Source organism: Caulobacter sp., from assembly GCF_039596335.1.
GTDB lineage: Bacteria > Pseudomonadota > Alphaproteobacteria > Caulobacterales > Caulobacteraceae > Caulobacter.
In genome coordinates this window covers 60,623-74,172 of sequence record NZ_JBCNJZ010000011.1, presented here as the reverse complement: position 1 = coordinate 74,172, position 13,550 = coordinate 60,623, and the positions used below count along the sequence as shown (strand labels likewise).

General features: G+C 68.4%; 10 protein-coding genes and 2 riboswitches. Of the genes, 3 read left to right on the top strand and 7 right to left on the bottom strand.

The genetic code is table 11. The annotated features are described in order from the left end of the window. Window positions 1–50 precede the first annotated feature (50 nt). Entirely contained in the window at window positions 51–2,207 is a 2,157-nt protein-coding gene (locus ABDW31_RS21525) for a TonB-dependent receptor (RefSeq protein WP_343699529.1), read from the top strand. Window positions 2,208–2,229: 22 nt separating this feature from the next. Here ABDW31_RS21525 and ABDW31_RS21520 read toward each other — a convergent pair whose 3' ends face one another. The 6 genes from ABDW31_RS21520 to ABDW31_RS21495 all read right to left on the bottom strand — a co-directional run bounded on the left by ABDW31_RS21520 (window position 2,230) and on the right by ABDW31_RS21495 (window position 10,724). After that, the gene (locus ABDW31_RS21520) at window positions 2,230–2,592 is read right to left on the bottom strand and encodes a response regulator (protein ID WP_184720581.1); all 363 of its coding nucleotides are present in this window, start codon (window positions 2,590–2,592) and stop codon (window positions 2,230–2,232) included. After that, the gene (locus ABDW31_RS21515) at window positions 2,589–2,987 is read right to left on the bottom strand and encodes a response regulator (RefSeq protein WP_343699528.1); all 399 of its coding nucleotides are present in this window, start codon (window positions 2,985–2,987) and stop codon (window positions 2,589–2,591) included. The genes ABDW31_RS21520 and ABDW31_RS21515 overlap by 4 nt, the downstream gene beginning before the upstream one ends. Before the next feature lie 342 nt (window positions 2,988–3,329). Further along, window positions 3,330–4,322, bottom strand: coding sequence for an amidohydrolase family protein (locus ABDW31_RS21510; RefSeq protein WP_343699527.1), 993 nt, complete (start codon window positions 4,320–4,322; stop codon window positions 3,330–3,332). Between the two features lie 62 nt (window positions 4,323–4,384). Further along, entirely contained in the window at window positions 4,385–6,331 is a 1,947-nt protein-coding gene (locus tag ABDW31_RS21505; protein WP_343699526.1) for a prolyl oligopeptidase family serine peptidase, read from the bottom strand. 81 nt (window positions 6,332–6,412) lie between these two features. Continuing rightward, entirely contained in the window at window positions 6,413–9,112 is a 2,700-nt protein-coding gene (locus tag ABDW31_RS21500) for a TonB-dependent receptor (RefSeq protein ID WP_343699525.1), read from the bottom strand. A 115-nt stretch (window positions 9,113–9,227) separates the two neighbouring features. Next, window positions 9,228–9,321: riboswitch (glycine riboswitch) on the bottom strand. 3 nt (window positions 9,322–9,324) lie between these two features. Next, window positions 9,325–9,413: riboswitch (glycine riboswitch) on the bottom strand. A 255-nt stretch (window positions 9,414–9,668) separates the two neighbouring features. After that, entirely contained in the window at window positions 9,669–10,724 is a 1,056-nt protein-coding gene (locus tag ABDW31_RS21495; protein ID WP_343699524.1) for an ABC transporter substrate-binding protein, read from the bottom strand. 79 nt (window positions 10,725–10,803) lie between these two features. Between ABDW31_RS21495 and ABDW31_RS21490 the strand changes: the two genes are divergently transcribed. Together ABDW31_RS21490 and ABDW31_RS21485 are read left to right on the top strand one after the other, a co-directional pair. After that, a complete protein-coding gene (locus ABDW31_RS21490) occupies window positions 10,804–11,472 on the top strand; it encodes a response regulator transcription factor (protein ID WP_343699523.1) in 669 nt (222 codons plus the stop codon). Further along, entirely contained in the window at window positions 11,469–12,806 is a 1,338-nt protein-coding gene (locus ABDW31_RS21485) for a sensor histidine kinase (RefSeq protein WP_343699522.1), read from the top strand. Before ABDW31_RS21490 ends, ABDW31_RS21485 begins: the two co-directional genes overlap by 4 nt. Here the strand turns inward: ABDW31_RS21485 and ABDW31_RS21480 are convergent, their stop codons facing one another. After that, entirely contained in the window at window positions 12,807–13,364 is a 558-nt protein-coding gene (locus ABDW31_RS21480) for a hypothetical protein (RefSeq protein WP_343699521.1), read from the bottom strand. Between the last annotated feature and the right edge of the window lie 186 nt (window positions 13,365–13,550).

Sequence of the window (13,550 nt, the reverse complement as noted above, 5' to 3'; positions counted from 1 at the left end):
CCCTGCGTGCGGCCACGGGCGCCTATGCTTTCAACAATGGGGATCTACCAATGACCAAGTCGCTCAAGCTGGCCCTTCTGGGCGCCGGCGCCAGCCTGGCCCTCGCGCACGGCGCGGCCGCTCAACAGCAGCTGGCCATGCTCGACACCGCCGCCGACAACAACAACACCAATGTCGACAGCCTGGTCGTCACCGCCGCCGGCTTCGAGCAGAAGATCGTCGACGCCCCAGCCAGCATCACCGTCATCCCGCGCCAGGAGCTGGAAGAGATGCGCGCGGCCAGCCTGGCCGAGGTGCTGTCCTATGTCGAAGGCGTCGATGTCGGCGGTTCGGTCGGCAAGACCGGCGGTCTTTCCATCAACATCCGCGGCATGGGCAGCGACTACACCCTGATCCTGATCGACGGCCGTCGCCAGAACACGGCCGGCAGCGTCACCCCGAACGGCTTCGGCGAGACCTCGACCAGCTTCATGCCGCCGGTCAGCTCGATCGAGCGCGTCGAGGTCGTGCGCGGCCCGGTCTCGACCCTGTATGGATCAGATGCGATGGGCGGCGTCGTCAACATCATCACCCGCAAGGTCGGCAAGAAGTGGACCGGCTCGGCCTCGGTCAACGGTACGCTGCAGGGCGACAGCGAGTTCGGCAACCTGTACGGCGGCGAGGTCTTCGCCACCGGCCCGCTGGTCGCCGACCGCCTGGGCCTGCAGCTGCGCGGCAGCTTCATGAACCGTGAAGCCTCGAAGCTGACCTTCGAGAACGTCAACGGCGTCGATGCGCCCATCACCGGCTTTGGCCGCAGCTCGACCAAGAGCGAGATCCGCAACTACGGCGGCCGCCTGACCCTGACGCCGCACAAGGACCACGACCTGTGGCTGGACGTCGACATCAACACCCAGTGGTACGACAACGCCAAGGGCCAGATGGGCACCAACACCCTGGCCGGCGGCTACGCCAACGCCCTGGAGTTCGACCGCGAGCAGTACAGCCTGGCCCATGACTGGCGCCTGCCGTTCGGCACGCTGCAGAGCAACCTGTCGCGCAACAAGACCGAGACCACCGGCCGCATCATTCCCCCAGGGGTTCCCGGCGCCGGCACGGCCCGCAAGCTGGAATCGACCAACACCATCCTGGACAGCAAGTTCTGGTCGCAGTGGCGCAACCACACCTTCACGATCGGCGGCCAGTACTGGGACGCCGAGATGATCGACGGCGTGGCCCCGGCCCCGTTCAAGTTCGAGCAGTGGGCGATCTTCGCCGAGGACGAATGGCGCTTCGCCAAGGACCTGGCCCTGACCGTCGGCGGCCGTCGTGACGATCACAGCACCTTTGGCAGCCAGTTCAGCCCGCGCGCCTATCTGGTCTGGACCGCCAGCCCGATGCTGACCGTCAAGGGCGGCGTGGCCAAGGGCTTCAAGACCCCGCGCCTGGAGCAGCTGGCCCCCGGCATCAACGGCTTCGGCGGCCAGGGCCGCATCCCGCTGATCGGCACCCCGACCCTGACGCCGGAAACCAGCACCAGCACCGAGGCCGGCGTCTACTACGACAACCTCAACGGCTTCACCGCCAACGTCACGGTGTTCAACAACGAGTTCAAGGACAAGATCGCCGCCGGCATCCCGGTCGCCAACTGCGCCTTCGGCCTCAGCCAGACACAGTACGCCAGCGGCCAGGGCCGTCCGGCCGGCTGCGTCGACGTCGGCTTCTTCCCGGCCTCGGCGACCTTCGGCCAGACCATCAACATCGACGAGGCGGTCACGCGCGGCGTCGAGGCGGCCGCCCGCTTCCGGTTCCTCGAGGACTGGACCCTGGGCCTGAACTACACCTACACCGACAGCGAGCAGAAGAGCGGCACGCAGTCGGGCCAGAAGCTGACCGACACGCCCGAGCACATGGTCAACGCCAACCTGCGCTGGCGAGTGACCGACAAGGTCAACGCCTGGGTCCGCGGCGAATACCGCAGCGAACGCTTCCGCGGCGTGGGCGCGGCCTATGACGCCTTGGGCGACTACAAGGCCTACAGCCTGTTCCACCTGGGCGGCGCCTATCAGATCAGCGACAAGATCACGCTGAACGCCACGATCTACAACCTGTTCAACAAGGACTTCGTGCGCCAGCTGCCCTACGGCACGCCGGTCGCCTATGCGCCTGAGTACACCAACAACCAGGAGCCCCGCCGTCTGTGGGTCTCTCTGCGCATGGACTTCTAGGACCTGAGGAACGCCGGGCGGTTCACGCCGCCCGGCGGATCTCCGCGCCCAGCCGTCCCACGGCATAGGGCTTGGCCAGGAAACGGCCGCCTGTCGGCATCTGGTCCGCCGCCGGGCGCGCCTGGCCCGAGGTGAGCAGGCAGCTGGTCTGCGGCCAACGACGGCGGATCTCGCAGGCCAGGTCCAGACCGTTCATCCCCGGCATGTCGATGTCAGTGAACACCACGTCGACGCCGTGACGCTCGGCGATCACGTCCAGCGCCTCCTCCGCGCAATCGGCCTCGTAGACGGTGAAACCCTCGTCGCGCAGGCAGTCGGCCGCCACCATCCGCACCAGCGGCTCGTCATCGACGACCAGCACCACACAATCGTTCGGCGCGTTCATGCTCGGGCCTCCTCGCCGGCCAGGATCGGCTGCTCGGTCAGCACCTGGGTCAGGGCCATCAGCATGTCGCGGGCGGTGAACGGCTTGCCGACGAAGCGGGCGCTGGCCACGCCTTCGGTCGCGAAGCGGCCGGCGCACAGAGCCGACATGTAGACCACGGGCAGATCCGGATGCATCGCGCGGGCCTCGCGCGCCAGGTCGAAGCCGTCCGGCCCCTCACCCAGATTGATGTCGGTCAGCAGCGCCGCAGGCATGCGGCCCGTCTCCAGCCAGCTGCGCGCGTCGCGCACGCATTCGGCCTGGCGCACCTCGAAACCGGCAGCCGCCAGGATCGCCGAACTCGCCTCGCGCAGCCCGGCATTGTCTTCGACGAGAAGGACCAGAGAACGTTCCATACTGCCTCCTGCTCAAGGAAAAGCGCGGAACGAAGATCAGTTTCAGAAAAATCGAGACTTAATTATTTGTAAATAATCGTTAACTCGCAGACCACAACAGTAAAGACAGAGGCAATGCTTCACCTGCCGCAAAATCAGGCCGCTCGGCCGGAAGGCGCCGCATCGCGTGGCGTTGGCGACGCAGGCGGCTCCTTCCGACCTCAGGAGTTTGCGCCCTGCCCCGCCCGGCGCCAGCCTCGGAGGGCAACAGGGAGTTTGCAAAATGCTCTCCAGACTGACGAATAGCCTCTGGCAAGTGATCCGCGACGGGTTCACCGGCAGCGACGGTCGTTACTGGCTAGCCTAGCGCTTGCAGGACGTCTTTTCGGGCACGGTGGCGTTCGTCACCTGGCTCCATTCGGCCGGGGTCAGCACCGGCCAGGCGAACTTCGTCGCGAAATAGCTCTTGAGATCGCCTGAGAACGGCCAGTCCGAGGCGGCCAGGAAGTGGTCGGGCCCGATCCGGCGGATCAGGGCGGCCAGCTTGGCGCGGTCTTCGGGCGAGGTCTTGTCGGTCATCACCTGGGCCAGGTCGAAGCGCAGGGTGTCGCCCAGCTTCGGATCGGCCTGCAGGGCGTCGGCGAAGGCGCCCAGGGCGTCCAGGGTCACCGCATCGATGCCGCCCCAGCCCGCGGCATGGGCCAGAACGACCGGCTGCTGACCGGCGGCCGGCAGCACGTCCTTCAGGAACACCCGCACGTCCTGCGCGCCATAGTCGGCGGCGCGGGTGCGCATGTGGATCATGATCGTCCAGCCGTTGTCGGCCGCGGCCTTGAACACCGCCGCCAAGCGCTGGACTTGCGCCGGGTCGCGCAGGTCGACCTCGGAATTGGTCAGGTGCAGCTTCAGGCCGGTGACGGCGCAGTCGCCCTTCCAGCGGCCGATCTCGTCCAGGGCGTCGGGGGCCAGCGGATTGACGCCGATGAAGGTCGACAGACGGTCGGGCCGCGCCCGCGCCAGGCCGACCGTGAAGTCGTTGGCGTCGCGGGTGATCTGGGCCGCGTCGGGCAGCGCCGGAACCATCATCGGGCTGCGGGCCAGATAGGCCGTCGACATCAGCCAGCCGTGCTGCACGCCGGCCTTGTCCATCTGCGCCAGCAGGTCGTCGACGGTCAGGGGCTCGGTAAAGCGCGGATCGCACGCGCCCTTGCGAGCCGGGCTGCCGCAATAGGCCGGCAGCATCTTCAGGATCGCCGGCGAGTGGACGTGCATGTGGTAGTCGGTGCGCACCTGGGCCTCGGCGCCGCCCACGACGGCGGCGGCGGCGGCCAGAGCGCCCAGGATCAGGGTCTTCATCGGGATCGCTTCCTCAAAACAAAAAGGGCGCGGAGAACCTCCGCGCCCTTCCCGGCTGCCACCTATTGGCCCAGCAGCGTCTTTCGCCAGAACATGATGCTGGTCCAGAAGTAGTAGTCCTCGTTCTCCTTCTTGCGGAAAACGTGGCCGTCGTTCTTGGCCAGCAGGTGCCAGGCCTCGCCGCCCTTGGCGCGGACGGCGCCGATCATCTGGTCGGCTTCCGAGGCTGGCACGCGCGGATCGGTGCCGCCCGTGGCCACCAGCAGCGGGATGGTGATCTTGTCGACGCTGGTCAGCGGCGAGATCTTCATCAGCTGGGCGCGCTGCTTGGCGTCGCGCTCGTCGCCATATTCCACCCGGCGCAGGTCGCGACGGTAGGACTGGGTGTTCTCCAGGAAGGTGACGAAGTTGGAGATCGCGACGTAGCAGTTGGCCCCCTTCAGGCGGGCGCTGTAGTGCGTGGCCGAGGCGTAGCACATGTAGCCGCCGTACGAGACGCCGTTGACCGCGAAGCGGCTGGCGTCCAGGGCCGGGTCCTTCTCCAGCGTGTCGAGGAAGGCGCCGATGTCCTTCACCGAGTCCTCACGCTTGAACGGGCCGTTGTCCAGGTTGACGAACCGCGAGCCAAAGCCCGACGAGCCGCGCACGTTGGGGAAGAACAGCGCCACGCCCAGCTCATTGAGCAGGTAGTTGTTGGGGCCCAGGAAGTCGGGACGGGTCTGGCCTTCCGGACCACCGTGGATGTCGACGATCAGCGGGCGCTTACCGGGGAACTTGGCCGGGTCGGGCTGATACAGGAAGCCCGAGACCTTTTCGCCGTCGAAGCTGGCGACTTCCACGAACTTGGGCTCGACGTTCTTGGTCGGGTCCAGGCCGCCCGTTTCGCTGTGCGTCCACTGGGTGACGGCCAGGGTCTTGGGGTCGATCGAGAAGGCGTCGCCCGGCACCTTGGCGCTGGACATCGACAGGCCGATCTGGCCCCAGGGCGAGATCTCGATGGCCGAGCCGAAGCTGTAGGGGATGACGCCGCCTGGCAGGCCGTCGACATTGCGCACCGCGCCGGTGGCCACGTCCATAACGCGCACGCGCGACACGCCGGCTTCGTTGATCGCATAGACCACGAAGCTGCCGTCGGGGGCGATGGCGTAGTCGCTGACGTCCCAGCGCGGCTCCTTGGTGATGGCGGCGAAACCGCCCTTGGCGTCCAGCTTGCCCAGGCGCAGGAAGTCCGAGCCCTTGTTCGAGGTCAGCCACACCGAACCGTCAGGGGCGTACTGCGGGTCGACGTACGAGACCTGTGTCTTGCTGTCGGTCAGGGCCTTCATCTTGCCCGTGGCCAGGTCCAGCTCATAAACCATGGCCGAGTTGATCGACATGCGGTTCAGAACCAACGCCTTCGAACCGTCGGCCGAGAAGTCGGCGATGTTCCAGCCGCCGCCCTTCACCTCGGCGACCAGGCGATCGCTCTTCGGGTCGGCCGGATCGACGACGTAGAGGTCCATGTCGGCGCCGTTGCGGCGCGACGAGGCGTAGCCGACCAGCTTGCCGTTCGGGGCCCAGGCGCCGAACCAGTTGCGGCTCTTGCCGTCGGTCAGCAGGCGCGGACGGCCGGCTTCCAGGGCGTAGAGTTGGTAGAACTCATCGCCGCCTTTGTCCTTCTGGATCACCAGCGTATCGCCCTTGGGCGACAGGATGGCGGCCGGGACCGGCTCCTTCTCGAAGCTGATCTGGCGACGCGCGCCGCCCGGGGCGGCCACGACGTGGATCTGGTCGGTGTCGCCGAAGCGGGTCTTGACCAGCATCGAGCGGTCGACGGCGTTCCAGCCCAGGAAGTTGGCGTGGCGCGACTGCTGGTACGGGGCCAGGCCCGCGACCAGATCCTGCGGGATCGCCGGGGCGCCGTCGACGACCATGGCGGCGGGAGGAGCGACGGTCTGGGCCGCGAGCGGAGTCGCAACGACGGCCGCGCTGGCCATCAGGGCCAGCGCCAGGGGAAGGCGAAGGGTCATTTGGGGATCACCATTTGCAAGGTGGGTGCGCGCCGCCGTGCTGGGGAGCCGGCGGCGCGCGGGTCGATGTGCGGAGCTGAACTAGAAGCGCATCCGCGCGCCGACGGTCACGTAGCGACCGATCACGTCGTAGTAAGGCGAGTACAGCGAGCTGACCGGGGGCTTCTTGTCGAACAGGTTCGTCGCGTTGGCGTACAGTTCGACTTCCTTGCCGGCGATCTCGGGCAGGCGCGCCTGAACGCCCAGGTCCACATAGGTGTAGGCCTTGATGTGGTTGTTCACGAGATCGACGGTGTTGTTGTAGTTGCCCGCCGAGATGTAGCGGGCGCGGACGTTGGCGCTGAAGACGTCGCCGGCCCAGTCGAGCGAGGCGTTCGCGCGGGTCTTGGGCGCGCCCAGACCGAACGAATAGCCCTGCGACTTGACGTACTCGATCTTGCTGACGCCGTCGTTGGTGGTCAGGCTGTTGATCCAGGTGCCCAGCAGGCGGGCGCGGACCCGGCCCGGAGCGCCCGGGATCAGGCGGTCGAACGCGGTCGAGTACGAGATCTCGGCGTCGAAGCCGTCGGTCTTGTAGTTGGCCAGGTTGACGTAGGTCGAGACGATCCGGGTGATCGTGCCGCTGGCGTCACGGGTGACGCGCGAGCACAGGTCCTGATTGCCGTTGGCGCAGCGGGTGACGATGTCCTGCGCCGCGATCGTGGTGATCACGTTGTCGATGTTGATGTTGAAGTAGTCGAGCGACATGGAGAGGCCCGAGATCGACGGCGGCGAATAGACGAAGCCGGTCGTGAAGGTCTTGGCGGTCTCGGGGTTCAGGTTCGGGTTGCCGCCGCCGTTCGTCAGCACGTAGACGCTGGAGTTGTTCGTCGGGTCGGTCAGGGTGTTGTAGCCGGTCGTCGTCGTCGTGAAGAGCTCGGTCAGATTGGCCGAACGGATGTCACGCGACTGGGTGATGCGACCGCGGAAGCCCGGGAAGAACTCGTTGGTGGCGCCCACCTTCCACGACCAGATCGAACCGGTGGTGTTGTAGTCCGAGACGCGAGCCGCGGCGTTGACTTCCAGCTTGTTGAAGACCGGGATGTCGCGGACCACCGGCACCAGCACTTCGGCGAAGGCTTCCTTGACCGAGAAGCTGCCGGCCATGGCCGAGAAGCTGAACGAGCTGAAGGCCTTGGCGGCGTCCAGGGCGCCGACCGAACGATCGACCGACTCCTTGCGGGCCTCGGCGCCGACGGCGATCGAGACCGGGCCGGCCGGCAGCGAGAAGGGCTCGCCGCGCAGGCTGAAGCCGCCCACGTCCAGCTTGCTGGTCTCACGCATCGACGGCGTGCCGGTGACGTAGTCCAGCGCCGCCTGCGAGGGCGCGCCCTGGCCGAACAGGTTGATCGGCACGCAGTTGGTCGAGCTGTTGGTCAGCGCGACGCGGCAGACGGCCTGGCCGGTCGTCGGGCTGATCACCGAGTCCACGGCGTTGGCGTAGTTCTGGGTCAGGAAGAACCCGGGGGTGTCGATGTTGTTCTCTTGCTCGCCGTGGCTGTAGTACGCGCTCCAGCGCCAGCTGTCGCCGAACTCGCCGTCCAGGGCGATCGTGCCCTGGGTGGCCACGCGCTCGAAATCGATGGTCGGATAGGCCTCGGTGTTGAAGCGACCCATCGTGAAGGTCGTCTGGCCGGCGGCGGCCATCGCGGTCTTCACGGCGTTCGGCAGGAAGGCGTTGTCCGACTTGATCGTCAGGTTGCCGCGGTTGTGGTCGCCGAACCAGATGTAGTTGTTCCACATCCGCGAGCGACGCAGTTCGGCCGTCAGCTTGACCTTGTCGGTCAGGTCGTAGGTGGCGCTGGCCATGGTGGCGTAGCGCTTCTGCGGCGTGACCAGCGGCGACAGGTCATCGTTCGAGGGGCCTTCGCCGCCGATCGAGTTGGTGCCCTGGACCGTGCCGTAGTTGAAGTCGCGCAGCGAGCCATCGGGATTGAAGGTCTTGCCGCGCAGCACGCCCGACATGATCAGACCGCCGGGGGCGGCGTTCGCGAAGCCGACGTTCGGGGCCAGGACGAAGCGGCCCGCGCCGTTCGAGATGGTGGCCCAGCGGCCGATGTTCGGACGGCTGTTCTTCGGCACGACGCCGTCGTTGTCGAGATATTCGCCGCCGATCACGAAGTGACCGCGACCGCCGGCGAAGGTCGTGCCGGCCGCGCCTTCGACGCGGATCTGCTTGGCGTCGTCGAACGACGACTCACCGCCTTCGATGCCGAACTTGAAGCCGTTGAAGTTGCGGTCGATCGACAGGTTGACGACGCCGGCCACGGCGCCCGAACCCCAGGCGGCCGAAGCGCCGCCGGTCACGACGTCCACGCCCTTCAGCATCACGCTGGGGATCATGTTCAGGTCGTTCTCGCCCGAGAAGCGACGGCCATCCAGCAGCACCAGGGTGCGGTTGACGCCCAGGCCGCGCAGGTCGACGGGGGCGACGCCCGCGCCGGTGTTGGTGCCGGTGGTCTGGGCCGAGGTCGTGGCGCGGAACTGCGGCAGGTCGTTCAGGGCGGCGGCCACGTTCGGACGGGCGCCGACGGACAGGTCCTCGGCGGTGACGCGCACGGTCGGGGTCGGGGCCTGGAAGCCGGCGCGGTCGATGCGCGAGCCCGTGACGACGATCTCGGCGACGCTGGAGTCTTCGGCCGGCGCGGTCTGCGCAAAGGCGGCGGTGTGCAGCATCATGGCGGCGGGCGCGATGGCGCAGCCCAGCAGCAGATTACGGCGAGTTTGGCGTGAAACAGTCAACGAGATCCCCTCGATTTTGCGGTCGACAATCGCCCTTCCCCGCCGCCGCATGATGCGATCGGCCGGGTCGCGGTCCGGGGCTCCTCCCCCGTTCCGCCAGGCGTTCCTCTGCCCCCGCTGTCCTTTGGCCTGAGAGATTCGGGCGCCGCTCACGCCCTTGCTCCTTCGGCGAGGCCGCTCCTGTTACGAAGCGGTCCTTCTTTCCAGCGTCCTCATGCTCTGCGGTCCGTTTGCCTGAGCGTTTCCGGGGCGGTTGCGCCTTCGGCGTCGGGCCGAAACCCGATCTCTTCCGCGAGAGCCAGGACACTTACGCGCCGTGGTTCCGCTTTCGTCAAAACCCGCCAAGACGACAAAAACCGCCCCGAAACGTCACCTTGCGGAGAAATCCTCCCAAGCCGGCGACCTCCGTCGGCGGACGGTTCGTCGATCCCTCGCCGCTCGGCTGGGCCGTGACAGGTCCGTGACAGCTTCGCCAAGGTTCAAAGACCATCGCTATCGCAAGGATCAAGCCACGAATGCCCACTCGGTGTGCACAAATAGCCACACATTTGGGCAGTCAGCGCGGATCGCTGGCCTGTCCCGCACGCCAGCGCGCCAGCAAGGCCTCTCGCCGGCCCTGGTCAAAATTGGCCAGCAGCGCCGGTCCGACTCGGATGGGCCGGCCGCCGGAGGGCGCCGCCGCGCCCAGGCCCGCCCGGATCGGGGTCAGCCGCGCCTCCAGCAGCCGCCGCTGGCCGGCTTCCGACATCAGATAGTCCAGGAACACCCGGGCGGCGTGCGGATGCGGCGCGGCCTGGGTGATGAACGCCACCCGCGAGATCGACAGGTGATAGTCCTCGGGCACGAGATAGCCGATGTCGCGCTCGGGGCCGTAGTTGCGCACGTACCAGTCGGCGTACGAGCCGTTCATGTCATAGGCCAGCAGGTGCTCGCCGGACGCCACGCGGTCCAGCATCGGCTTGCCCGGCACATAGGGCCGCGCCTGGGCGGCGGCCATGGCCTCATACAGGGCCCAGCCGTCCGGATAGACCTCGGTGTCGCTGGATAGATACAGGAAGCCGACCCCGCTGCGCTCTGGATCGTACAGCCCGATCTTGCCGCGCCAGCGCTGGGGATCGGCCCGCAGCGCCGCCAGCAGGGCCGCATGGCTGCGGGGGACCTCGTCCGGCTTCAGCAGCGTCTTGTTGTAGACGAAGACGATCGGCTCGTTGGTCATGCCGAAGCCCTGGTCGCGCCACCGCGCCCAGGCCGGCAGGTGGCGAGCCTCGGGGCTGTGATAGGTCTGGGCGTAGCCGTCGTTGATCAGCTTGACCTGGGTGTCCATGGCCGAGGTCCAGACGACGTCGGCGACCGGCTTGCCGCTTTTGGCCTCTTCGATCACCCGAGCCTGGGTGTCGCGCGCGGTCAGCACGACGAAGCGCAGCTTCACCTTGGGAAAGCGGCGCTCGAAGTCCGCCACCAGCTGCTCGTGGACATCGTTGTTGATGTAGACGACGACCTCGCCCTCGCGGCCGGCCGCGCGTACGTCGCCGGCCCGCGTGGCCTGCCCCGGCGCGGCCGGACCGCAGCCCGCCAGCGCGGTCAGGCCGGCCGCGGCCAGGCCCGCCAGCACGCCCCGTCTCTTGACCGCGATTGCCAATCGGCGTCGGATGGCCGCTTCTCCTGCTTATGCTTCGGTCCCTACATCCCCGATGAAGATACTCGTTGTCGAGGATGATCCGCCGCTGCGCCGCTCGCTGCAGGCCACGCTGGAAAGCGAGGGCCACCAACCGGTCTGCGCCGAGACGGGCGAGGAAGCCCTGGCTCTCGCCCTGGCCGCCGGGGCCGATTTCGACGCTGTGGTGCTGGATATCGGCCTGCCCGACATCGACGGTTTCGAGATCCTGGGCCGCCTGCGTCGCGCCGGTTTCCTGACCCCGATCGTCATGCTGACCGCGCGCGACGCCGTGCGTGATCGCATCGCCGGCCTGGACATGGGCGCCGACGACTATGTGCTGAAACCGTTCGACCCGTTCGAGCTGGTCGCCCGCGTCCGCGCCGTGGCCCGCCGACAAAGTGGCTATGCCTCGCGCAGCGCCCATGTCGGATCCCTGGCCTGCGACTGGGAGGCCGGCGCGGCCTGGGTCGGCGACCGCCGCCTGGATCTGCGTCCGCGCGAGTGGGCGGTGCTGAAGGCCCTGGCCAGCCGTCCCGGCCGCGTCATCGAACGCGCCCGCCTGGCCGCCGAGGTGTTTCCCGACGAGGAAGACCCCTCCCCCAACGCCCTGGACATCCACGTCGGCCGCCTGCGCCGCAAGCTTGCCCCGGATGGTCCCAACCTCAGCACGCTGCGCGGCGTCGGCTATCGGCTGGATCCGTGAGCCGGCGCCCCAGCCTGGTCGGCCGCCTGCTGCTGGCCCAGGTCGCGCCGCTGGCCCTGCTGGGCGCGGCCTTGGCCCTGGCCGGCGCCCTGGCCGCCCACGCCGTGGTGGAGAAGTCGTCCGACCGCCTGCTGGCCGGCTCGGTGGCCTCGATCGTCGCCCAGATCGGCGCCCGCGACGGCCAGGCCCAGGTGGCCCTTCCCCCGTGGTCGCTGGGCCTGCTGGACAGTCCCGAGCGCGACGCGGTGTTCTATGCTGTACGACAGGGCCCCAGACTGGTCACCGGCTATGACGACCTGCCCCGTCCCACCCCGCCGGCCGCCAACGAGACCAATTTCAACTATGCCCGGATGCGCGGCTATCGTGTGCGCATCGCCCAGTCGACGGTGATGGTGCCGGGCGTGGCCCAGCCCGTCGTCGTCGCCGTGGCTCACACCCTGGACTCGCGCGAGGCCAGCGTCCGCGACCTGCTGTTCAACCTGATCGGCCTGCCGGTGCTGCTGGTCCTGGCCGCCGGGGCCCTGGTCGCGCCGGCCGTGCGCTGGGGCCTGGCCCCCTTGCGGCGGATGACCGACGACCTGACCGCCCGTAGCCTGGCCTCGCGCCCGGACCTGGCCTCGATCAGCGTCGACAACGCCCCGGCCGAGCTGTCGCCCGTGGTCCACGCCTTCAACCGCATGATGCGCAGCCTGGAGCGTTTCACCCGGGCGCTGGAGCGGTTCTCGGCCGACGCCTCTCACCAGCTGCGCACGCCGCTGTCGGTGATCGTCGCCAACCTGGCCTTGCTGGAGCGCACCGCCGCCTCGCCACGCGACAAGGCCCTGCTGGGCGACTCTCGAGAAGCCGCCGCCAACCTGCGTCAGGTGCTCTCGCAGTTCCTGGCCCTGGCCCGCTCGGAAGCCGCCGCCGCCGAGGGCGAGGCCGACTTGGCCGCCCTGCTGGCCACCATCCAGGTCGAGGCCGCCCGCGCCTTCCCCGGGGTCGAGGTCCTGGCCCGCCTGCCCCGCGACCTGCCGATGGCGAAGGGCAATCCGGTGCTGATCGGCGAGCTGTTGCGCAACCTGGTCTTCAACGCCTGCGCCTACGGCGGCGGGCGCGTGCGGATCGTGGCGCGCGAAGGCCGGGTGACGATCTGGGACCACGGCCCCGGCGTCGACGAGGCCCAACTGGACCGACTTTTCGCGCCGTTCAATCGCGGCGAGTCCGACAAGCCCGGCGCGGGCCTGGGCCTGGCCATCGTCCGTTCGATCGCCGAGCGGTTGGGGATCGGCGTCACGCTGCGCCTGCGCCGTCCCCGCCCTGGCCTCGTCGTCGCCCTGTCGTTCGACGCCTGATCAGCTGCCGCAATAGGTGGCGATGACCCCGGCGCAAGGGTCGTACGGCGCCGGCGTCGCGGCGGTGTTGGCCGCGCCCCCTCCGCCGCCGCCGGCGCCTTGCAGGCTCTGCAGGACGCTGACGCTTTCGCCGCCGATCGAGGCGGTCGTCATCTGGGCGCTCTGGCCGGTGGCGGCCAACTGGGCGGTGACCGCCGGGGCGCTAGCGACCTGCTGGGCCATCTCGGGCGCGACGGCCGAGGCGATCGAGATCGCCACCCCGGCGCTGATGATGTTGGCGCTGACGGCGCTGATCAGGGCGGCCGAGATCTGTTCAGCGCTGGCGCCGCTGCCGGCCAGCGCCGCCGAAACGGCCTGCTGGATGGCCGCCAGCTTCTGGGCGGGCGTCAGGTTGCGGAAGCCGGGCCGCGCCGCGGCGGCGCGCGCCGCCGTGGCGATCAGCTGCTGCAGCCCCGCCGGCGTAACGGCCGGCGCCTGACGCGCCAGGGCGACGCCCGGAACGGCCGCGGCCAGCAGGCTCAAGGCGACGCCGCTCGCGACGATGGATTTGAAGGTCATGGTCCTGGTTCCCCCACCTGAAATGATGCGGCAGGGAGCGCTCCGGCGCGACGACCGGCAAGTATAAGGAACTTATAAGAAGTCGTTCAAAAACGGCGACTTAGCGTCGGACGCCCGACCCTTTCACATGACAGGCGCGCCGGGCTCAACCCCAAATCGCCCTCACGTCCATAAGCGGTGCATAAT

What these genes read in the sequence shown, in the direction of transcription:
- ABDW31_RS21520 (WP_184720581.1), bottom strand. Translation starts at nt 2,592, where the DNA reads ATGAACGCGCCGAACGATTGTGTGGTGCTGGTCGTCGATGACGAGCCG.
- ABDW31_RS21525 (WP_343699529.1), top strand. Translation starts at nt 51, where the DNA reads ATGACCAAGTCGCTCAAGCTGGCCCTTCTGGGCGCCGGCGCCAGCCTG.
- ABDW31_RS21490 (WP_343699523.1), top strand. Translation starts at nt 10,804, where the DNA reads ATGAAGATACTCGTTGTCGAGGATGATCCGCCGCTGCGCCGCTCGCTG.
- ABDW31_RS21515 (WP_343699528.1), bottom strand. Translation starts at nt 2,987, where the DNA reads ATGGAACGTTCTCTGGTCCTTCTCGTCGAAGACAATGCCGGGCTGCGC.
- ABDW31_RS21480 (WP_343699521.1), bottom strand. Translation starts at nt 13,364, where the DNA reads ATGACCTTCAAATCCATCGTCGCGAGCGGCGTCGCCTTGAGCCTGCTG.
- ABDW31_RS21510 (WP_343699527.1), bottom strand. Translation starts at nt 4,322, where the DNA reads ATGAAGACCCTGATCCTGGGCGCTCTGGCCGCCGCCGCCGCCGTCGTG.
- ABDW31_RS21505 (WP_343699526.1), bottom strand. Translation starts at nt 6,331, where the DNA reads ATGACCCTTCGCCTTCCCCTGGCGCTGGCCCTGATGGCCAGCGCGGCC.